This window comes from Constantimarinum furrinae (assembly GCF_014295415.1).
In the GTDB taxonomy this organism is placed as follows: domain Bacteria; phylum Bacteroidota; class Bacteroidia; order Flavobacteriales; family Flavobacteriaceae; genus Constantimarinum; species Constantimarinum furrinae.
The window spans coordinates 1,320,620-1,342,415 of the sequence record NZ_CP052909.1 but is presented as its reverse complement, the minus strand read 5'-3'; the positions used below and the strand labels follow the sequence as shown (position 1 = coordinate 1,342,415).

The 21,796-nt window shown below is 41.2% G+C and carries 14 protein-coding genes and 1 tRNA gene; 10 read left to right on the top strand and 5 right to left on the bottom strand.

The genetic code is table 11. The features are described from left to right. Nucleotides 1–33: 33 nt before the first annotated feature. Nucleotides 34–1,290, top strand: a complete 1,257-nt coding sequence (locus ALE3EI_RS06115) for an NAD(P)/FAD-dependent oxidoreductase (protein WP_186991965.1) — start codon at nucleotides 34–36, stop codon at nucleotides 1,288–1,290. A gap of 95 nt (nucleotides 1,291–1,385) precedes the next feature. Next, on the top strand, nucleotides 1,386–1,790 hold the full coding sequence (locus tag ALE3EI_RS06110) for a hypothetical protein (protein WP_186991963.1): 405 nt from the start codon (nucleotides 1,386–1,388) through the stop codon (nucleotides 1,788–1,790). A gap of 104 nt (nucleotides 1,791–1,894) precedes the next feature. On the opposite strand, the gene ALE3EI_RS06105 is transcribed toward ALE3EI_RS06110, so the two are convergent. After that, a tRNA-Gln gene (locus ALE3EI_RS06105) sits at nucleotides 1,895–1,967 on the bottom strand. A 224-nt stretch (nucleotides 1,968–2,191) separates the two neighbouring features. Between ALE3EI_RS06105 and ALE3EI_RS06100 the strand changes: the two genes are divergently transcribed. Both ALE3EI_RS06100 and ALE3EI_RS06095 read left to right on the top strand, forming a co-directional pair. Further along, a complete protein-coding gene (locus tag ALE3EI_RS06100) occupies nucleotides 2,192–5,482 on the top strand; it encodes a glycosyltransferase family 117 protein (RefSeq protein ID WP_186991961.1) in 3,291 nt (1,096 codons plus the stop codon). Between the two features lie 9 nt (nucleotides 5,483–5,491). Continuing rightward, nucleotides 5,492–6,160 (top strand): polysaccharide deacetylase family protein, encoded by a 669-nt coding sequence (locus ALE3EI_RS06095; RefSeq protein ID WP_186991959.1) that lies wholly within the window; start codon nucleotides 5,492–5,494, stop codon nucleotides 6,158–6,160. A gap of 17 nt (nucleotides 6,161–6,177) precedes the next feature. On the opposite strand, the gene ALE3EI_RS06090 is transcribed toward ALE3EI_RS06095, so the two are convergent. The 4 genes from ALE3EI_RS06090 to ALE3EI_RS06075 all read right to left on the bottom strand — a co-directional run bounded on the left by ALE3EI_RS06090 (nucleotide 6,178) and on the right by ALE3EI_RS06075 (nucleotide 11,061). Further along, nucleotides 6,178–7,629, bottom strand: coding sequence for a hypothetical protein (locus tag ALE3EI_RS06090; protein WP_186991957.1), 1,452 nt, complete (start codon nucleotides 7,627–7,629; stop codon nucleotides 6,178–6,180). Nucleotides 7,630–7,803: 174 nt separating this feature from the next. After that, a complete protein-coding gene (locus ALE3EI_RS06085; protein ID WP_233280009.1) occupies nucleotides 7,804–9,231 on the bottom strand; it encodes an autotransporter outer membrane beta-barrel domain-containing protein in 1,428 nt (475 codons plus the stop codon). Nucleotides 9,232–9,483: 252 nt separating this feature from the next. Further along, complete coding sequence (locus ALE3EI_RS06080; protein WP_186991955.1) at nucleotides 9,484–9,780, bottom strand: thioredoxin family protein; 297 nt, start codon at nucleotides 9,778–9,780, stop codon at nucleotides 9,484–9,486. 54 nt (nucleotides 9,781–9,834) lie between these two features. Next, nucleotides 9,835–11,061: a metallophosphoesterase gene (locus ALE3EI_RS06075; protein ID WP_186991953.1), complete on the bottom strand. Its 1,227-nt coding sequence runs from the start codon at nucleotides 11,059–11,061 to the stop codon at nucleotides 9,835–9,837. A gap of 103 nt (nucleotides 11,062–11,164) precedes the next feature. On the opposite strand from ALE3EI_RS06075, the gene ALE3EI_RS06070 reads away from it, so the two are divergent. The 6 genes from ALE3EI_RS06070 (at nucleotide 11,165) to ALE3EI_RS06045 (ending at nucleotide 21,765) form a co-directional block, all read left to right on the top strand. Then, entirely contained in the window at nucleotides 11,165–14,095 is a 2,931-nt protein-coding gene (locus ALE3EI_RS06070; RefSeq protein ID WP_186991951.1) for a GH92 family glycosyl hydrolase, read from the top strand. 13 nt (nucleotides 14,096–14,108) lie between these two features. Beyond that, nucleotides 14,109–15,107 (top strand): N(4)-(beta-N-acetylglucosaminyl)-L-asparaginase, encoded by a 999-nt coding sequence (locus ALE3EI_RS06065; protein WP_186991949.1) that lies wholly within the window; start codon nucleotides 14,109–14,111, stop codon nucleotides 15,105–15,107. A 4-nt stretch (nucleotides 15,108–15,111) separates the two neighbouring features. Continuing rightward, a complete protein-coding gene (locus ALE3EI_RS06060; protein ID WP_186991946.1) occupies nucleotides 15,112–16,431 on the top strand; it encodes a sugar MFS transporter in 1,320 nt (439 codons plus the stop codon). A gap of 230 nt (nucleotides 16,432–16,661) precedes the next feature. Continuing rightward, nucleotides 16,662–18,599, top strand: a complete 1,938-nt coding sequence (locus tag ALE3EI_RS06055) for a sensor histidine kinase (protein WP_186991944.1) — start codon at nucleotides 16,662–16,664, stop codon at nucleotides 18,597–18,599. Nucleotides 18,600–18,691: 92 nt separating this feature from the next. After that, a complete protein-coding gene (locus ALE3EI_RS06050; protein WP_186991942.1) occupies nucleotides 18,692–19,378 on the top strand; it encodes a response regulator in 687 nt (228 codons plus the stop codon). Between the two features lie 230 nt (nucleotides 19,379–19,608). Further along, nucleotides 19,609–21,765 (top strand): beta strand repeat-containing protein, encoded by a 2,157-nt coding sequence (locus ALE3EI_RS06045; protein ID WP_186991940.1) that lies wholly within the window; start codon nucleotides 19,609–19,611, stop codon nucleotides 21,763–21,765. Nucleotides 21,766–21,796 lie beyond the last annotated feature (31 nt).

The following is a 21,796-nucleotide window of genomic DNA, read 5'->3' as shown; positions in this document are numbered from 1 at the left end:
TAATAATTCTAAGTTCTAAAACTGGATGCAGAAATGAAAGAATCTAGAGTAGATGTTTTGATCATTGGTGCAGGTCCTTCGGGCTGTGTTGCTGCATCTTATTTGTACAATGCCGGATATAATGTAAAACTGGTAGAAAAAAACAGCTTCCCGAGATTTGTGATTGGAGAAAGTCTGCTGCCCAGTTCGATGTCTCATTTTGAGGAAGCCGGTTTATTGGATGTTTTAAAAAAGCAAGGCTATGAAATAAAGCGGGGTGCCCGCTTTATGAAAAATGGCGTGGTATGTAATTTCGATTTCAGCAAAAAACACGGTGAGGGCTGGAATTGGACCTGGCAGGTTCCACGTGCCGATTTTGATAATACTATGGCGATGAGCTTAGTGGAACGTGGGGTTGATCTTGCGTTTGAGCTGGAAGTTGTGGCCGTGGATTTTTCAGAAAATGGAAATTCGGTTACTACCATACGGGATAACGAAGGGGTGTTGTCCAGTATACATGCAAAATTTATAATTGATTCCAGCGGTTACGGAAGAGTATTACCCAGGTTACTTGGCCTGGACAAGCCCTCAACACTGCCACAGCACTCTTCCCTGTTTACACACGTGAATGAAAGCAGAAGACCCAAGGGAGAAGAAGGAACCATCATTACTTTTGACGTGGTCACCGATGAAGTCTGGCTATGGGTGATTCCTTTTTCAAACGGAATAACAAGCATTGGTTTTGTGGGTCCCACAACTTTTTTGGAATCCTATAAGGGATCCGCCTCAGAAAGACTTACCAAAATGATGGAACTTTCTAATCATTATTTTGATAGATTCAACGGACTTGAATATGAATTTGAGCCGGTAGAAATAAAGAACTATTCAAAATCGGTGTCACAATTGTACGGGAAAGGGTATGCCCTTACCGGCAATAGTGCCGAATTTCTCGATCCGGTGTTTTCTTCAGGAGTCGCTTTTGCAACTGAAGCCGCCCTGCGCTCGGCTAAAATGGCCGCACGTCAACTAAAGGGAGAGCATGTAGATTGGGAAACCGAGTATTCTAACCATTTAAAGGAAGGTGTTGAAGTATTTTCTACCTATGTTAAAGAGTGGTATACCGGGAATCTTCAGAAAATATTTTTCCATCGTCCTGAAAATCCAAAGATCAAGGAACAGATATGTGGCGTACTGGCCGGTTATGTGTGGGATAAGAGTAATCCTTTTGTAAAGAATCATCACCGACTGGTAAAAACTGTGGCCAGAGTGATCGATATGGAAGTAGAAGGCCGCAATTCGCATGACGCTTGATTTCCAAATAGCCTCGATTCACTGTTCTAAATATACGATCCATTAGAGCCTTATAAAAGATCGGGACAGAGCGTTCTGAAACCCAACCACCACAGTTGGAAAAATGGGGGACGGAAAGTTCTGAAACCCAACCACCACAGTTGGAAAAATGGGGGACGGAAAGTTCTGAAACCCAACCACCGCAGTTGGAAAAATGGGGGACGGAAAGTTCTGAAACCCAACCACTACAGCTGGAAAAATGGGGGACGGAAAGTTCTGAAACCCAACCACCACAGTTGGAAAAATGGGGGACGGAAAGTTCTGAAACCCAACCACCACAGTTGGAAAAATGGGGGACGGAAAGTTCTGAAACCCAACCACCACAGTTGGAAAAATGGGGGACGGAAAGTTCTGAAACCCAACCACCACAGTTGGAAAAATGGGGGACGGAAAGTTCTGAAACCCAACCACCACAGTTGGAAAAATGGGGGACGGAAAGTTCTGGCAAAGTTGTATTATAAAAATTACAACTTTGCCAGAACAACCACCTACCTAATCGTAGGCCAACGGTTGCCGAGGCAACCTTTTTAAAAAAAAGAAAACCCAACCGTTCGGTTGGGTTTCGTTGGCCTACTAGGGCTCGAACCTAGACTCTTCTGGACCAAAACCAGACGTGTTGCCAGTTACACCATAGGCCAATTTCCATATTTCAGGAGGGCTTCGCCCTCCCTATCACTACAACGTGGTGCGTAGGAGGGGGCAAATTTAATACAAAGTTTCACTCCAACAAACATTTTTTTGCAAAAAATGCACAAACCATAAGCCATTGTAATAACTATTAACCAAATTGCGTTAGCATAGTTTATGCCTTGCGGCTATTTATATTATTACTAAATTCGCATCAACCAATAATTACACATCAATGGGGTCTTTTCAGTATCAAAAATGGAATAATATTCTTGGATGGTTTGTCTTCGCCGTAGCTTTACTCACCTATTGGCTAACTGTCGAACCTACCGCGAGTTTCTGGGATGCCGGGGAATACATAACCACCGCCAGTAATCTCGAAGTAGGGCACCCTCCGGGAGCGCCTCTGTATCAGCTTTTGGGTGCATTTTTCTCTATTTTTGCTATGGAAGCTTCCAGTATAGCACTTACCATCAATTTAATGTCGGTTTTTGCCAGTGCCTTCACCATACTGTTTATGTTCTGGTCCCTTACCATTTTGCTAACCAACCTGGTTTCCAAGAATACGGAGATCAACAAAAATAATGCGATAGCAATTTTGGGAAGCGCAGCCGTAGGTTCACTCGCTTTTACATTTACAGACAGTTTCTGGTATAATGCAGTAGAAGCCGAAGTTTATGCCGCTGCAGCATTGTGGATGTCGGCTTTATTCTATTGCGGACTTCGTTGGGAACGTGAAATGCTCACTCCGCGCGGAAACAGGTGGGTCATATTAATTGCATTTCTAATTGGGCTTTCATTCGGAATTCACTTCATGGGATTACTAACTATTCCAGCCATTGGATTCCTATATTTCTTTAAACATTATAAAACGATTACCGTACGTAATTTTATAGTTGCACTAGTGATCAATGTTTCCATACTGCTGTTTATCTTTAAGCTGCTCTTACCTATGACACTAAAGTTCTTTAGTGCTTCGGAATTGTTTTTCGTTAATTCCATCGGACTCCCCTTTAATTCAGGAACTGTCATCGCCGGATTACTGTTTATATTTCTTTTCTATTGGGGGTTACGTCATACGCGGAAGAAGCATTACGTTAAGCTAAATACCTTATTGCTTTGTATCCTGTTTATCTTTATTGGCTTCTCAAGTTGGTTAATGTTGCCCATACGAGCCAATGCAGGTACTGTTATAAACGAGAACAATCCTAATAACGCAAGAGAACTTCTTGCATACTACAACAGAGAACAATATCCCGAAACCCACCTTTTTTACGGACCATTATTTACTGAAGCCTACGCCGGTCTCGACAGGGACAATCCCTATAAGGATGATAAACCCAAATATGAAAAAGATGAAAATGCCGGCAAATATGTCATTGTAAACAACTATAAAAATGCTGGTCAAAATACAGACGATGCTCACAAAGCCTTTCTCCCGCGAATGTGGAGCCCTGAACACAATGCCAACTATCTGGAATTCACCAACGGACTCAATTTTGAAGTAAAAAGAGAGTTCCGAGGTGAAGCCCGATTAGTAGAGGAGGTCTCAAAATTTAAGCAGGCATTTGCAGAAGGAATGGTTGATAGTGAAGAATATGATTCCTTTCTAAAAAACTTCAGGGATTACCTGGATATCGAAAAACCATCCTTTTTCGAAAACATAAAATTTATGTTTCAATACCAGTTTGGCTATATGTATTGGCGATATTTTATGTGGAATTTTAGCGGAAGACAGGATGATGTACAGGGACAATTGGATGACCTTCACGGTAACTGGATAAGCGGGATAAATTTTGTTGACGAATGGCGCCTTGGATCACAGGAAAACTTACCAACGGATATTAAAGAAAATAAAGCCCGAAATACCTACTATTTCCTTCCTTTAATACTGGGTATCTTAGGGCTGGTGTTGCATTTTAAGAACGATTCCAAGAACTTCTGGGTACTGCTGGTATTCTTCCTGTTTACAGGTTTGGCACTAAAGGTATATCTAAACGAGCGACCTTTCGAACCCAGAGAAAGAGACTATGCCTTGGTGGGATCATTTTATGTATTTGCAATTTGGATTGGTTTTGGTGTATACGCGCTGTACGAACTCGCCAAAGAATATATAAAACCAAAGTTAGCGATCCCATTAGTTATTGGAATCACCACCCTCGCGGCACCGGTGCTGCTGGCTACTCAGAACTGGGATGATCATGACAGATCCGGAAAATATACCGCTCGCTCTATGGGCAAAATGTATCTGGATTCCTGTGATGAAAATGCTATTTTGTTTACCATAGGAGATAATGACACCTTTGCGTTGTGGTATGCCCAGAATATTGAAGGTTACAGACAGGATGTGCGGATTGTAAATACGAGCCTGTTCCAAACAGATTGGTATATAGATGATATGAAAAAGAAGGCGTTTAGCAGTGACCCTATTCCGTCACAACTCACACATGATAAATACAAAGTGGGATCACGGGATTTCTTGTTCTTTCAGCAAACCAAACAGGATACCATAGACATAAAAACATGGATGAACTGGGTAGCCAATGACAGTCCGGCTACGACCGTAGAACTGCAAAGCGGGCAGTTTGCAAATACGTTTCCTTCCAAGGTTATTCGAATTCCGGTAGACAAAGAAGCAGTGCTTCGAAATGGAATCGTAAAGCAGGAAGATGCAGACAAGATCGTACCGTATATCGATATAAACGTGAAGGACGATATTCTTTACAAGAACCGAATGATGATGCTGGATGTTGTTGCAAATAACAACTGGGAACGACCAATTTATTTTAGCGGCGGAAGCTTTGGGGATGACGATTACCTGTGGATGAAGGATTATCTTCAGCTGGAAGGTGTGGTATACAAATTGGTTCCTATTAGGACCCCGGTAGATAAGAAAAATCCCTTTGATATGGGACGGATAGATTCTGATAAAATGTACGATATCGTCATGAGCTGGGATTGGGGTAACAGCGGAAGCCCGGATATCTATCACGATGTAGAAACCCGAAAGAACGGAATTACATATCGCAGTAATCTAGCCCGTCTTGCCGAAACCTTGATGAATGAGGGCAAAAATGAAAAAGCCGAGAAAGTACTCGATTTAGCCATGGAAAAAATGCCGGTAAAATACTTCGAGTTCTATACCCTGCTCGAGCCTTATATCTTAGGTTACTTTGAATTGGACAAGCCCGAAAAAGCACGTGCCATTTATAAAGATGTGTCGAAAAAGTATCAAGAAAATCTTATCTACTTCAGCGGAATGAAGATCAAACGTCAATATGGTTTAGCTGAAGAGATTATCAGTAATATGGAACGCTACCGTGGGTTAATCGATATCCTAATTGTTTATGATACTGAAGAATTTGCAAAAGCGGAAGCCACCAAATTCAATGATTATTTGAAACTTTTCCGTCATTTTTATAATGAGAATGAAGGAATCGATATGGAAAATGAGCTGCCAATTGAAGATTCCCTTGAAATGCCCATGGATTCAGCTCTTCTGGATGGGGTGGAAGTAGAAAACTGATTGCCATAAATGAATTCCTTATTGGTAAAATCGCCCAAGCTGTTACACCGGATGTTTCCGAAAAGAGTTTGGGCAGTTCCCAAAGAGACCAAAAATGTATATCTTACCTTCGACGACGGTCCCATCCCCGAAGTGACGCCCTGGGTCCTAGAGCTTCTTAGAGCATATCACGCCCAAGCCACTTTTTTTTGCATAGGTAATAACATACAAAAACATCCCGCTCTCCTTAAACGTATTATCGTAGAAGGGCATACCATAGGAAATCATACTTTTCATCACCTCAATGGGTGGCAAACGGAGTCCTCGAAATATTTAACAGATGTATTAATGGCAGAGGCTGAAATAGAAGCTTTATCTGAAGGAAGACGTGAGCAGTCGGAAAGTCAAAAAACGACGACGAAAAAATTATTCAGACCTCCTTATGGAAAATTAACGGGAAAGCAATCGCGAATCCTTCAGAAAAAGGGCTATCATATTATAATGTGGAGTGTATTAAGCGGCGATTTTAACGCAAAACTTTCCGAAGAAAAATGCCTTCAGAATGTCATAAAAAACATACGTCCTGGAAGCATTGTAGTATTTCACGATAGTGTAAAGTCAGAAAAAAACCTTCGATACGTGCTACCGAAGGTTTTAGACTTTTTAAATAAAAATCATCTTGTTTCCAAAGGGCTTTAGGAAACAATACAATGACATTAATAGATTAAGAGATTCAAGAAAGGGACTATTAGTCCCGAAGTATCTGTATCATTTTGAGCCCACACCTCAATAAAATCATTAGGCGCCAGAGTGGTGGTTCCTGTGAACGACAAGGCGCGTTCGTCACCGCCACCAATTACTTTTGTTGAAATGGAAGTGGGCGCTAAAACAACACCATTCTTTGCGATAAAAAAGGTAAAGAACTTGTTATTATTGACCGCATCGACCGTGAAGGAAGCCTGAATGTTAAACTTCCGCGTCTTGGAACCTTCATAAACGATCCGATTGCTTACAGCAGAAGAGGTCCTGAACATCTCCGTCGAAGAGGTGGTCCCGCTTATCTTTTTTCTTCCTGCAGCACCGCTGGCTGTAAAAGTAGTGGTTGCAGGGGTTGTCATATAAATATTCCCTGAAGCAACATCATCCATCTCCACAGGAATTCCGGGAGAATTTACTACCCAGCTTTTTGTAAAATTATATCCAGTGTATGGCGATGTTCCGGCTATGTACGTTCCTCCTCCATAAAATACTACTTCCTTGAGAATCGCATCTCCGGTAATACCTGTGATTCCAGTTACTCTCATCCCTGTTTTACCCGCTGTTACATTGCTAAATCCTCCTACTTTTTGAATGAGGTCGAAGCTACCTGTAAAGGTTTCAAAAGTTCCTGCGTTACTGCTATCCCAACCTTCATTGCTAAGCAGTAATCTGTTAATATTAGTAAAGGTAATTCCTGAAGTATTTCCTACATACTGAACAATACTTATAAATACCAGTCCCATGCCACTAATACTTCCTACGGAATTAGAACCGATCACAAAACTATCTCTGAAAATTAGATTTTGTGCACTGGAACCCGAAATACTAAAAACCGTCCCTCCTGCTCCTGATGCCGTTAGTGAAACTCCTCGAATACTTCCTCCGGTTGTGCCTGTAAAAAGAACTCCGCCCGCTCGTACCAGCTTATCTTCATTGGTATCTCTCCCGGTGATGTAAGCATTATTCAATTCAATGGGGAATGATATTGTTATGGTTCCATTGATCTCGTACAATGTATTTGAGGTAAGTAAATATTTCGAACCTCCACCGGCAGTAAGTTCAGCAGATAAGTCGGAAGCCGATTTGATCAATTTATAATTATCCCTTTTTTCTGCCGAAGAATTAATCTTTATCCATGAAGTCGTGGTAGTGTCGTAATAATAAAAAGCTTTTAAATCCGTGTCAAAAACCAATAAACCATTAGCCGGTGTAGATATAGCCGAACGTTGCGTTGTCGTCATTCTTGGTGCCAACATTCCTTGCGTAGTTGAAGAGATATCCAGAATAGAAGTGGGGTCGGGTGATGTAGTTCCAATTCCAACTTGAGCGTTGATCAAAGAACTACTCGAAAGAGCCACGATCAAAAACAGAGCCATGGCATTGTATAAGTAGGATTTTGATATTTTCATTTAATTATTGGGTGTAAAAATTGTGCGAATGTACATTACTGAAAATTACGTTTGTAAAAACTTTTGTTAAATAATTGTCCTTAAGATCTACAGTCATTTATATCCCCTTCTAGGGGAAAATAATCTCTTGGCTTAAGGTACTAATCTAGTTCACATTTAAGGTAAACCTCGAGTTTACTTTATGCTTAAATTCTCCGAGAAAACTGATAGGGTATCGGTGCCGGTACCGGTTAGTCGCTGTACATATAACTCTATATAGTCGGAAGTATCCATGGAAACCACTGTATTCAACGAGACGTTTTGAATCTGACTATCACTCGCTATATAAACCACAGCGTTTGACTGGGTGACCACAGTGCCATTTTTAGCGATCACAAAAGCGTAGTAGTTTCCGGCAGCACCGTTTACGTTTACAGATAATGAGGCGTTTATCTGAAAATCTCTTGATTTGGAGCCTTCATATGTTAATTGGTTTCCTCCTCCTCCACCGCTAAATCGAAACAAATTGGTTGTACTGAAACTTCCCGAACCTTGTATTTCAACAGCCGTGTTATTGGTTATCGATTGAGAAAATCCACTGGTTAAACTACCGTCATAATAAAAATTACCTGAAGCATCATCGTCAAATTCTTTAGGTATTCCGGGACAGTTGATTGTCCAAGCTGTTGTAAAATTATATCCCGGATATGAACCTGTAGTGTACTTTTCTACATACGTTCCTGCACCCGAAAACACAGTTCCAATGATGACACCATTACCTACTGTTGGGTTACCACTAACATCAACTCCGGTTACGGAGGCAGCAACAGTTGAAAAACCACTAACCTTTTCTATGAGTGCGAATGAACCAGTATAGCGCTCGTACGTCCCGGAATTATTTCCAAACCACCCCTGATTACTGAGTAACAGATTTCCTATATCATTATAGGTAATTCCGTCGGTATTATTAATATATTGAACGATGTTGGAAAAGTATACGCCCACACCGCTTATAGTACCAACACTGCTCATTCCATCAATTATAGTGTTCTGCAGCAATAGTGAATTTCCTCCCGTAATATTGAAAGCTGTACCTCCACCGGTGATGGTAATATTCCGAATACTTCCACCGGAAGTACCGGCAAAGATCGTTCCTGCCGAAGACAAAATATCTTCTCCGGAATCCAAGCCGGAAATATAGGCGTTGTTAAGGTCGATGGAATTGGTTAAGGTGATAAGACCATTAATTTCATAATAAGTATTCTCGTCCAGTGTGATCACTCCCCCCGATGGTGAAGGAAAGTCAGCCTCACTTTGTACCAGCACAAAATTTGAACGGTCTGATGCACCTCCAAAGATCTTAACCCAGGAAGTCGATGTAGTATTGTAATAATAAAAGGCATCTTCAGTGACATCAAAAACCAGCAGACCTTCCGAAGGATTTGATATAGCCACTCTTTCGGCAGTGGTCATCCGAGGTGCTAACATCCCCTGACTCGTGGAGGAAATGTCTAATACAGCAGAGGGGTCAGGCGTGGTTGTTCCTATTCCAACTTGTGCTGTTAGCTGATGTAATGTAATACAACAGAGGCATGCGGTAAACAGGGATAATTTAGTAAACATAATGTGTTCTCCATCAGATTTTTGAGGTTATACTAAGTTAGGTTTGTTAGATTAACTTAGAAAATAGCATATGTCTATGCATTTTGTCTAAAATATACGCAATTAAACGATGAATGTAAAGAAAATGAAAGAAAATCAGAAAGAAATTTTCATTAAATAAGATCTTAGTGTTACACCATACTGAAAATCAGAGGCATAGAAATAGTCTTAATTTCTCAAAAGAAAAAGATAGATAAGTTGGATGAAAATAGACTAAACGTATTCTTTTACCAGACCAATTAGGGTATTGGCATCCTGTTCACCGCTCTGACGCCATTTCATTTCACCATTCTTGTAGATCATCAATGTTGGGAGTCCTTTAACCCGGAGCGCATCGGCCAGCTCTTTATTTTTTTCGACATCAATTTTAATCACTCTGGCCTTATCGCCCAAAGCTGCCGCAACATCTCGTAATACAGCATGCATGTCTTTACAGGCTTCGTCCCACTCTGCATAAAAATCGAGTAGAACGGGTACCCGGGTTTCAATTAATTCTCCAAATTTTGACATAGGTCTAAGGTGTTATCTGAACAATTGTACTACAAATATAGCATTTCCCGCAAATTAAGCGGTATTAGCACTTTTTTTAAGTCGGATCACGGTAATTTCGGGCCATATTCCTACACGACCGGGATAACCCAAATATCCGAATCCTCGGTTTACATTAATGTATCTTCCAAATTCCTTATAAATACCGGCCCAATTTTCGTACCGGTACTTTACAGGACTCCATTTAAACCAACCCGGAATCTCTATCCCAAATTGCATACCGTGCGTATGTCCGCTCAATGTAAGCTGAAAATGGCGTTCATCTTCCTTAACTTGGGCTTTCCAGTGCGAAGGATCATGACTCATAAGAATCTTAAAATCACCTTTGGACAGACCTGCACAGGCCTTGTTGAGGTCTCCGGCTTTTTTAAACCCACCTTCTCCCCAATTCTCCACACCAATTAATGCAATCTTTTCTCCATTCCTTTCAATGAATCTATGTTCGTTTAACAGGAGTTCCCATCCCATTCTCTTTTGTAATTCTTTCAGTCGTTCAAGATTTTCCTCCTTTTCAGATGTGCTGTTCCATGCAACATAATCCCCGTAATCGTGATTTCCCAACACCGAAAAGACCCCGTCCTTCGCCTTTAAAGAGCCAAAAAGATCCTTCCAGTCCAACATTTCTTCAGCAACATTATTAACAAGATCTCCCGTAAACAAAATGACATCGCTGTGTTGCTCATTAACTAAATTCACCGCATATTTTACCATTTTGTGGTTGTCGAAACTTCCACTGTGAATGTCACTAAGCTGAGTAATGGTGTACCCGTCGAAAGCTTCAGGGAGATCGTCAAACTCTAAAGCGTATTTGAGAACCTTGTAATTATATTTCCCTCTGTACATTCCATAAAGTAAAGAGGCAAAGGGAATTGCTGCAATGCCAAGCGCCAATGTGCTTAAAAATTTTCTCCGGGACGGCATATAAAATCCTTCGTCGCCTCCCCCAACTTTAGAGAACAATCCAACAAACAGACGAATAATGTCCTCTCCAAACATAAATACCACAAGTATAATTTTAGGAACGAGAAAGGCCAGAAAAAAACCAAATATATACATGCTTCCCGGTGCCATTAGTCGCGGTGAACCTGAAAAGTTAAGCTGATAAATTAGGGCCGCTAGAACTGCTAGAGAAAAGAAAATATATGCTCCGTTTATCCAGGGGTTTCGGGTGAGCGTTCGTATGGCCTGAAAAGCATAAAGGTCGATTAAAATATAAATGACAATAAAAATGATCCAGCGCATGGTACGTTATCAGAATTTTTAAAGATACTATGTTTTAATACCTGCCAAAACCTATTTACTTTTTTTTAACTGTTTTTAGTATCTTTCAGCATACAAAATCTACATGCGTAACTACTTTTTCCTACTGCTATCGTTCATACTGTTTTCCGCCTGTTACCATATTCCTGAACCTGAACCGGCCATTAAAGATAGAGCTCTTATAGAATATGTAAATCCGTTTATAGGTACCGGAGGCCACGGTCATACTTATCCGGGTGCAAGCATGCCCTTCGGTATGATGCAGCTGAGCCCCGACACCCGTCTTGAAGGCTGGGACGGCTGTAGCGGTTATCATTACAGTGATAATTACATCTACGGATTTTCACATACGCATCTCAGTGGCACAGGCGTGAGCGACTATGGTGATGTCCTCCTCATGCCCACAAATTCTCAAATATTCCACAACGGGGCTGATGGTAAAAAAGGTTACAGGGCACACTTTTCTCATGAAAATGAGACGGCATCGCCGGGTTATTACAGAGTTCGTCTCGATAGTGTGGATATTGAAGTTGAATTAACCGTCACCAAGCGGGCCGGAATGCACAAATACAGCTATCCTTCTTCTAAGGATCAACATCTTATCATCGATTTGGAGCACCGCGATAAGTTGCTGGATTTCGACATCAAAAAAATAAACGATACCGAATTTTCAGGTTTTCGGCACTCTAAAGCATGGGCCGAAGACCAACGACTTTTCTTTTACTTAAAATTTTCACATCCTACGAAACAACCTACATTTTTTCATCGATCACCCGATCGCCGTAACAGAATGGCGGGATTGGAATTTGACAACCCCGAAAATGAACCCGTATATATTTCGGTAGGAATTTCGGCAGTTAGTGTGGAAGGCGCAAAACTCAATCTCGAAACCGAGATTGGCACTAAATCATTTGAGCAAATAAAGAACGAAGCGGAAATAGCCTGGGAGGAACAACTTGAAAAGATCGTGATTGAAAGTCCTTCAGATGACTACAAAACCATATTTTATACCTCCTTATATCATAGCATGCTCGCTCCTAATCTGTATCAGGATGTCGACGGAAAGTACAGAGGAATGGATCTTGAGATACATCAAACTACAGATTTTGATTATTACACCGTTTTTTCCCTTTGGGATACCTACCGAGCTGCTCATCCGTTGTATACAATTATTGAACAGGAAAGAACCAATGATTTTATCAATACCTTCCTAGCTAAATACGATGAAGGCGGCATAATGCCCATCTGGGACCTTTCGGCCAATTATACAGGATGCATGATTGGATATCACGCCGTTCCCGTCATCGCCGATGCGTATTTAAAAGGGATAAGAGGTTATGATGCCGAAAAGGCCTTCACGGCTATGAAACACAGTGCCATGCAAGATAAACTTGGCCTGAAAGCCTATAAGAAATTTGGTTATATCCCTGTGGAAGAAGAAAGCGAGTCGACCTCTAAAACTCTGGAATATGCTTATGACGACTGGACTATCGCACAAATGGCCAAAGCCATGAATAAGGAAAAGGATTATGTGGTTTTTACTGAAAGGGCTCAAAACTATAAGAATATTTTTAACCCCGAATCCAACTTTATGCAGGGGCGGTTTAGAAACACTTGGTTTTCTCCTTTCGATCCCTATGAAGTAAATTTTAATTATACCGAAGCCAATGCATGGCAATATAGCCTATATGTGCCGCAAGATATTTCGGGTCTTATTAAATTAATGGGAGGCAAAGAAGCTTTTAAAAAGCACCTAGATGATCTGTTCACGGCTAAAACGGAAACTTCGGGAAGGGATCAGGCAGATATTACCGGACTCATAGGACAATACGCCCATGGTAATGAACCCAGTCATCATATGGCCTACTTATATAATTTCGTAAACAAACCCTATATTACTCAGGACAAAGTACACAAGATCCTTACCGAATTATATACGAACAGTCCGGACGGGATTAGCGGCAATGAAGACTGCGGACAGATGAGCGCCTGGTATGTTTTAAGTTCATTGGGATTCTATCCGGTGACACCCGGAAGCAACCAGTATATTATTGGAACCCCCCTCTATGAAAAGGCTACCATTAATCTGGAATCGGGCAAACAATTTACTATTGAAGCCTTAAGAATCTCGGCGCAAAACAAGTATATAAAAACTGCTACGCTCAACGGAGAACCATTGGAGAGAAGCTATTTAAAGCATGATGAAATAATAAATGGCGGAGCACTGGTCTTTGAAATGACCAGCACTCCTTCCAACTGGGGTACCGAAGATGCCAATATTCCGAAGACATCCATAGAAGACGCTTTGATCACTCCCGCGCCGTTTATAGCGATGGGAGAAGTTGCTTTTAAGAACTCGACCGAGGTGGTCCTCGAGGTTGCTTCAGATGAAGCAGAAATTTATTACAGTATTAACGATTCGGTATTCAGAAAATACACTCAACCCATCCCTCTTTCAGAAGAAAGTGTACTGAAAACTTATGCCGAGAATAACGGAATTGTAAGCAGTACACTTACTACCAAATTCTATAAGATCGACCCCAACCTGAGCATTCGGCTGGAAACAGCCTATGCCAATCAATATAATGCCGGGGGTACAAACGCACTTATCGATGGGATTCGAGGTGCCCGAGATTTTCGAACAGGAGCCTGGCAAGGATATCAGGATACCGATCTTATTGCCATCGTGGATCTGGGAAGTGTAAAACCCATTGAGACCATTAGCGTCAATTTTTTACAGGATCAGCGGAGCTGGATCTTTTATCCCACCCAAGTAGCGTGTTATGTTTCGGACGATCCTAAAACTTTTACAAGGAGTTTACCCTCACAACAGATTCCTTCAGAAGTACCTTCGGAAGAAACCGAGATAAAAACCCTCTCCTTTGATTTGAATGGAAACAGTGGTCGATATATAAAAATAGTCGCCAAAAATCTGGGCGACCTTCCCCAATGGCATCTGGGAGCTCCTTTTAATGGGAAAGCCTGGATATTCGTGGACGAAATTGAAATAAAATAACTAACCAAAAAGCATGAAACGGAGAAAATTTATTCAGAGCGCATCACTCACCGGATTGGGAGTTGTAGCCACAACAGCTTTAATTGGATGTAAGGAGGAACCTTCAGAAGAAAACAATGCGATGATTCCCGGCGCCACATCGAATATCCCATTAGTCATCGCCACCTGGAATGTCCCCGAATCCACTGCTAAAGCCTGGGAAGTCATTCAGGAAGGTAAATCGGCTCTGGATGCTGTCGAACAAGGCTGTATGGTTGAAGAGGCCAATGCCGAAGGTCAGTCGGTAGGAATTGGTGGTCTCCCGGATAGAGACGGACGTGTCACGCTCGATGCCTGTATAATGAATAAGGAAGGAAATTATGGCGCGGTGGTTTGCATGCAGCATATCATTCACCCTATCTCTGTCGCCCGTAAGGTCATGGAAGATACACCCCACGTGATCCTTGCCGGTACGGGAGCTGAGGAATTTGCGGTTTCCTTGGGTTTTAAACGCACCGATCTCCTCACAGAAACTTCAAAGAAAGCCTGGGAAGAATGGAAAAAGACTTCAGAATACAAACCCATTATCAATATTGAAAATCACGATACCATAGGCATGTTGGCCATTGACAAAAATGGGGATATTTCGGGAGGATGTACCACCAGCGGGCTCGCCTATAAAATGGCCGGACGTGTGGGCGATTCGGCTATAATTGGTTCTGGTCTTTTTATCGATAATGAAGTGGGTGGTGCCACAGCGACCGGCCTGGGAGAAGAAGTGTTAAAGACCGTTGGGAGTTTTCTCATCGTAGAATTGATGCGACAGGGAAAGACACCTCAACAAGCCTGCGAAGAAGCCATAGCACGAATCATTAAGAAATCTCCAAACTACAAGGATTTTCAGGTAGGTTATATCGCGGTCAATAAAAAAGGTGAAACCGGATTTTACGGGATTCACGAAGGCTTTTCTGTAACCACTTACAAAAACGGAAAAAACACCAATATTCCTTCAGATTTCTACAATAAAGGCTAAATCCATGACTTCAACCAAAAATTTTCGTTCGGCATTTGTTGTGATCACTATCCTCTTTTTTCTCTGGGGGTTTATTACGGTTTTAGTTGATAGTTTAATTCCAAGGCTGAAAGATGTTTTTGAGTTGTCTTATTTTCAGGCAGGTTTGGTGCAATTTGCTTTTTTTGCTGCCTATGCTGTATTTTCGGTACCTGCCGGTTTTTTGTTGTCACGCATCGGTTATCAAAAAGGTATTGTTCTAGGGCTAATCACTATGGCCTTGGGCTGCTTGTTGTTTTACCCGGCCGCTTCAGCGCGATCCTTTCCGGTTTTTTTAATGGGCTATTTTACATTGGCAGCCGGAATAACCATTCTTCAGGTAGCAGCAAATCCTTATGTTTCGGTATTGGGGAGTGAAGCAGGAGCCTCCAGCAGGCTGAATCTTTCGCAGGCGTTTAATTCCCTCGGAACGGCTATCGCTCCTGTAATTGGGGCTATGTTCCTTTTAAGTGATAGCATTAAGTCTTCGGAAGAGATCTCGGTTCTCACTGAAGCTGAAACACGAAATTATTATTTGTCTGAGGCCGGAGCGGTCCAGCAACCGTTCTTGTGGATCGCCGCTTTTATTGGAATTCTGGCGCTCCTCTTTGTCTTTATAAAACTTCCGAAGCTTATGCAGGAAAGTCCGAAAGGCGGTTACTTTAAACTTTTAAAGAATAAAACAGTATTGATGGGCGTCATCGGGATTTTTCTATATGTGGGGGCTGAAGTCGCTATCGGCAGCTATCTTGTAAATTACTTTCTCGATATGAACCTCGCTACTGTCATATCTGAAAATGAAACCATGAAAATTATGGCTGAAAGGATATTAAACAATGAGCTTTCAACTATGGACAGCAAAGCCATTGTTGGTGCATTTGTGGTTTTTTACTGGAGCGGTGCGATGGTTGGCCGCTTTATAGGGTCTTATCTCACCAGAGTCATGTCGCCACCTAAAGTATTGGGTATTTTTGCGATTTCGGCAGCCTTACTCTTGCTTATTTCAATGAATTCAGGAGGAATGATGGCCATGTGGTCGATTCTGGCAGTTGGGTTGTTCAATTCGATTATGTTTCCCACTATTTTTGCACTTACGCTAGAGGGTCTTGGCGATCTAAAACCTCAGGCTTCAGGATTGCTGTGCATGGCTATCGTTGGTGGAGCTGTTATTCCACCGCTGTACGGATTTTTAACCGATAATGTAGGGTTTAAAGTTGCTTTATTATTAATGATCGCATGCTATGGATACATCCTTATTTTTGGAATAAAAAAACGAAAAATAAGTGCCTTAAGTCCAGCTAATTAATACAAAATCAGTTAATTATTTCCTAAACCTGTCAACCAAAGGATAAATTTTGTAATTTTACATGACATAAGTAGGTTGTTCAGCCACTGGCTGACCGATCAAATTTGGGGCGAAAAGTCATCACAACTGTGATGGCTTTTCTTTTTAACCAAAATCCTGTCTTTTCTAACCATCGTTACTATTTTTCTGAAATAATGTATCTTGCAGTAACCGATTAAATTGTTACGCCCGTGAAATACATTAAAGGCACTTCCATATGTGTTAATACATGGAAGCTACGGCTAATACTGTTGCTCTTCCTTTGGTGTTTCAATCCTACCCACTTTTCTGCTCAAGAAATTTCAGAAACATACATCGATAGCATCGTTGCGGTATCTAAAAGCATGAAATCTGATGCGAAGAAGATGGAGATAGGAAAGCTTACGCAAAAAATGTCGAGGATGCAACCTAAAGCGGCACTGCCTCTTTATCACTATTTGGATACTGAATATGCTTCGGAAAAAGAGCTAAGAATGTATGCCTACCTAAGTTACGGTCCCAATTTGGTCAATAATGGCTTGATCGAGAGATCCAAAGAAATAAGATTTCAAGGGCTTAAATGGGCCAAGGAATTAAATAACCATGTAATGATACATGACTTCTACCATTTAATTTCGAGTCATTATGTCAATACAACGGTTGTAGATTCAGCAACTTTTTATGTCAATGAAGCTGAAAAAATAGCCTTAGAAAATCTAGAGGACTTAGGTCCAATGTTATGGCAAGTCTATCAGCGAAAAGGAGATATTCAATACATCCTAGGAAATTCGGACTTAAAAAGCATGTACTACGAAAAAGCGTGGGTTGAAATGTCCAAATATCCCGAACATCATGCGCGTGGTTTTCTTCTTTATTTAATTACCGATCATTTTAATGAAGTGAAGGATCACGTTAAGCAGGCGCATTACGCCGAAATGCTGATAGAATATTATAAGGCAAAAGAATTAAAGACCCCAGATTATCACTTCCCGGTAGAATCGGTTCTTTTGGAAGCCAATACGCCTGAAGGTATTTCGCATCTCAAAAAGGTGATCGCAGCCAGTGACAGTTTAAATAATTACAATGCATATTCAACCTCAGCCTCTGTGTTGGCGCAAGCCATGATCGATCGTGGCACCCCGGAAGAGGCCATTCCAATAATGGAAAGAACGATTGAAAGACTGGAAAAAGTAAATTATCTCATTGGTCATTCCCGCGAAAAAGCCTTGCTTACCAAGCTATACGAAGCTGCCGGAGATTATAAAAAAGCGTATGAGGCATTAAAAAATCAGAAGGTTATGGAAGATAGTATTCGTACGAGCGAAATGTTATCTCGAATAGCAGATTATGAGGTAAGGTACGATACAGAACGTAAAGACAGAGAACTCGATAAACAAGCGGCAGCTCAAAAATTACTATACCTCATTCTTGGTTCTATTGCTGTTGTACTATCCATTCTAACTTTTTATTTTGTTAGGAACAGGAAAAAGAACAAACTGCTGGCACAACAAAAGAAACTATTGGAATCCACTCTAGATGAAAAAAATGTTTTACTTAAGGAAACGCACCACAGAGTAAAGAACAGTTTTCAGATCGTCTCTTCCCTCTTGTATCTCCAATCTGAAAACATTGAGGACCAAGAGGCACAATTGGCAATTCGTGAAGCCCAAAACAGAGTACGATCTATGGTATTGATTCACCAAAAACTGTATAATAAGGATCAATTGGTTGGCATAGATACCAAAGAATACTTCAGCGATCTCACTAAAGACATTTTCGAAAGTCATCATTCGCGAAAGAATGAGATGAGCTATGAATTAAACGTACAACCTATGGTACTCGACATAGAAACAATAACACCGGTAGGTTTAATTTTAAACGAGCTCATAACCAATGTCCTAAAACACGCATTTGTGGAAACCAAGACTTCTCAAAAAATGCATATTGATTTTGGAAGAGAAGGCGACCACTTGATATTAAAGGTAAGTGATAACGGAAAAGGCATGCCGGAAAAAATACGCGAAAGTTCATTCGGAATTAAACTGATGAGAGCGTTAGCTAAAAAGTTAAAGGCAACACTGAATTTTTCACAAAGTGTTCCCCATGGAACTGTAGCAACCTTAAGCATATCTCGGTTCAAAGTTTTATAAGACGTAACGGTTCACTTAATAATTAGGAGCATTCACTAAAAATTAGCACATCCAAAATCCTATTTTAAGTATTTTCAGAAATATTATTTTCCATGCAAAAACTAAGCATTTTAATTGTAGAAGACGAACCGCTAATCGCCGCAACTATTGAAACTGCGCTAAAAAAACAGGGATTTTATGTGATTGGTGATGTAGAAACATATGAGGAAGCACTAACTGAAATTTCAACATCCAAGCCGGATCTTGTTTTAGTGGATATACAGTTGGAAGGGGAAAAGGACGGTATCGACTTGGCCACAGCTTTAGACAAAAGGTATATTCCCTATTTGTATCTCACTTCTCAAACAGATCCTTCTACCATAAGCAGAGTAAAAGAAACGAAGCCATTGGGATTTATTGTAAAACCTTTTACTGAAGCGGGCTTACGTAGTAATATAGAATTGGCATGGCACAATTTTTCACTCACCAAAGATGAATTTTTAATAATTAAATCGGAAGGAGAGACCTATAAATTAAATCAAGAAGACATCCTATATCTGAAAGCTTTTGACAACTATTGCTATGTAATTACTGAAGCACATAGCTTCTTGGTTCCTAAAACACTGAAATTTACTTCTGAAAGCTTAAATCCGGTACATTTTGCAAAAACGCACAGGTCGTTTATAGTTAATCTTCGTAAGGTGTCAAAGATGACCATTGACAGTTTGGTGGTGTCAGGACATACCGTCCCCTTAACCGCCTCTCATAAAGAGGACATAAAACTTAAACTACGATCCTAAGCCTAATTTATTACTCTTACTAGTAAAGACCATTCTGTTTACCCCTATTTTTCTTCGATCCCCCTGGCAACTTTAAGGCTTATAATAACGCCTAAGAAATCATGGATTTTCTAAAATGTATGAATTCATAGAGGTTTCAACTTTACCGCCTTCTTAAATTTGAAGTCTCCAATTCTTCTACCACAATTGAACTTTCCTACTTAGTTGTGGATTTTGTAAAAACAACAACTATGAAAAGGTCCGTTATACTATCAATTTTATTTTTAGGCTTCGCAGTTCACGCTCAGGTAGGGATTAATAATACAAATCCCCAAGCTACTCTGGATATTTCTTCCGGAAATGTAAGTACTCCCGCTAACACCGATGGAATTTTAATTCCGCGAATAGATAACTTCCCGGCAACAGATCCCACAGCTTCACAGGATGGGATGATGGTCTTTGTGACCGGTTTGGGAACTCCTTCCGAAGGATTTTATTACTGGGACCAGGGAACATCGTCTTGGAAATCTGTTGGGGGAACAGGAGCTCAGAAATTGGATGATCTTTCCGACGGAAAAAGCGATAGTGATGGAACTCAAAATGGTTCTTCGGTGTTTTTGGGAATAAACGCAGGAGCAGCCGATGACAGCAGTGATAACAGAAATGTTGGAGTGGGTTTTGAAGCTTTAGAAAATAACAGCACAGGACAGTCCAACACCGCTGTAGGCTATTTAGCGCTGGAAACAAATACAACCGGGTCTGAAAACACCGCGGTGGGTTTAAGTGCACTAAGAGCCAACCTTGGTGGTAATAGCAATACGGGATTGGGATATCATGCCTTATTTTCAAATACAGCCGGAATCAATAATACAGCAACCGGGCATGGAGCGTTAAACAATAATATCTCTGGAGGATATAATACGGCCAATGGTGTTCAGGCATTGTTTTTTAACACGGCGGGAAGTAATACAGCGAGTGGATACAGATCGCTGTATTCGAATTCTTCCGGTGCCAGGAATACAGCTCACGGTCTGGAATCCCTTACCTTAAATTCTACCGGATCCGACAATGTGGCCGTAGGTTATCGTGCGGGAAGAGGTAATAGTACCGGAAGTTCTAATATATTTATTGGGTCGAATGCCGGTTTTAATGAAACAGGAAGTAACAAACTTTATATTGAAAGTTCTAATGCCGATGCGAATAATGCCCTTATTTATGGTGAGTTTGACACGAATATTTTACGCACTAATAGCGAGTTTCAAATTGGAAATCCGGCCACAACCGGTTATTCTTTCCCCACTTTAGATGGAACAAATGGTCAAGTAATGACTACTGATGGTTCGGGAAATATAACTTTTCAAACAATCACCGGAGATGGCGATACTCAAAATACGCTCGACTCCGCTTATGATGAAGGTGGCTCCGGGGCAGGTAAAACCATAACGGCAGACAACGGCGCGGTCACTATTGCAGGGTTGGATGGCCTTATTGTTACGGGAGCTTTTAATGCCGGTCGCACATTGGGTGTAAGTGGCGCAGGAAATCGAATGTTCTTTTATCCGGATAAAGCAGCTTTTAGGGCAGGAAGCGTAGGAAGTGGTGGAATATTTAATTCTACAGCCTGGGATGATTCGAATATTGGCGATCGATCCTTTGCAGTGAATGCCGGAACTATCGCCAGTGGAAGTTACAGTTTTGCATCAGGTTTGGTCTCTGTTGCTTCCGGTTATGGCTCGACGGCAATGGGCAACGGTACACTTGCTACCGGCACAAATGAAATGGCGGTTGGCTCCTACAACAAATCAGGAACAAACAGATCGTTTGTAGTAGGAAACGGAACCTCAGCTAGCGCTAGATCCAATGCACTTGAAGTCTTTAATACTGGTGCCGTAACTTTTAATGAAGCCTATACTTTCCCGACATCTGACGGTTCTAACGGCCAGGTTTTAACGACGAACGGTTCCGGTACTTTAAGCTGGGAAAATGGTAGTGGCTCCGGCTCATTATCGAGGGTTCGGGTAACTTTAAGCAGTAATCAGTCGATACCATTATCGACCTGGCAAAAACTTCCCTTCGATATAGAATCCTTTGATAGTAATAACGAGTTTGACACCTCCACAAATGCTTTTACAGCCACGACCGCCGGTTATTATCAAGTAAATGCCAGGATGAGAGTTACCAGTTCTGTGGTGAACAAAATAGCGATCTATGTAAACGGCTCCCCTTATAGTATAGCCAGCAACGGAACCAACGCGGAAAGATCAATATACGTAGAAAGTTTGTTGTCTCTGAATGCTTCAGATACGGTTGAAATCTATGCACACAATAGCTCCCCCTTCGGGACAGTTACCATTAATGTAGTTGGGCAAGAGCCCTACTTTCAATTTGAAATAACCCAAGTTGAATAGAAATTTTCCTGAAACCTGATCCTTCAAATAA

Coding starts and splice junctions, on each gene's coding strand:
- ALE3EI_RS06115 (WP_186991965.1), top strand. CDS start 34: ATGAAAGAATCTAGAGTAGATGTTTTGATCATTGGTGCAGGTCCTTCG.
- ALE3EI_RS06100 (WP_186991961.1), top strand. CDS start 2,192: ATGGGGTCTTTTCAGTATCAAAAATGGAATAATATTCTTGGATGGTTT.
- ALE3EI_RS06095 (WP_186991959.1), top strand. CDS start 5,492: ATGAATTCCTTATTGGTAAAATCGCCCAAGCTGTTACACCGGATGTTT.
- ALE3EI_RS06090 (WP_186991957.1), bottom strand. CDS start 7,629: ATGAAAATATCAAAATCCTACTTATACAATGCCATGGCTCTGTTTTTG.
- ALE3EI_RS06085 (WP_233280009.1), bottom strand. CDS start 9,231: ATGTTTACTAAATTATCCCTGTTTACCGCATGCCTCTGTTGTATTACA.
- ALE3EI_RS06080 (WP_186991955.1), bottom strand. CDS start 9,780: ATGTCAAAATTTGGAGAATTAATTGAAACCCGGGTACCCGTTCTACTC.
- ALE3EI_RS06075 (WP_186991953.1), bottom strand. CDS start 11,061: ATGCGCTGGATCATTTTTATTGTCATTTATATTTTAATCGACCTTTAT.
- ALE3EI_RS06070 (WP_186991951.1), top strand. CDS start 11,165: ATGCGTAACTACTTTTTCCTACTGCTATCGTTCATACTGTTTTCCGCC.
- ALE3EI_RS06065 (WP_186991949.1), top strand. CDS start 14,109: ATGAAACGGAGAAAATTTATTCAGAGCGCATCACTCACCGGATTGGGA.
- ALE3EI_RS06060 (WP_186991946.1), top strand. CDS start 15,112: ATGACTTCAACCAAAAATTTTCGTTCGGCATTTGTTGTGATCACTATC.
- ALE3EI_RS06050 (WP_186991942.1), top strand. CDS start 18,692: ATGCAAAAACTAAGCATTTTAATTGTAGAAGACGAACCGCTAATCGCC.
- ALE3EI_RS06045 (WP_186991940.1), top strand. CDS start 19,609: ATGAAAAGGTCCGTTATACTATCAATTTTATTTTTAGGCTTCGCAGTT.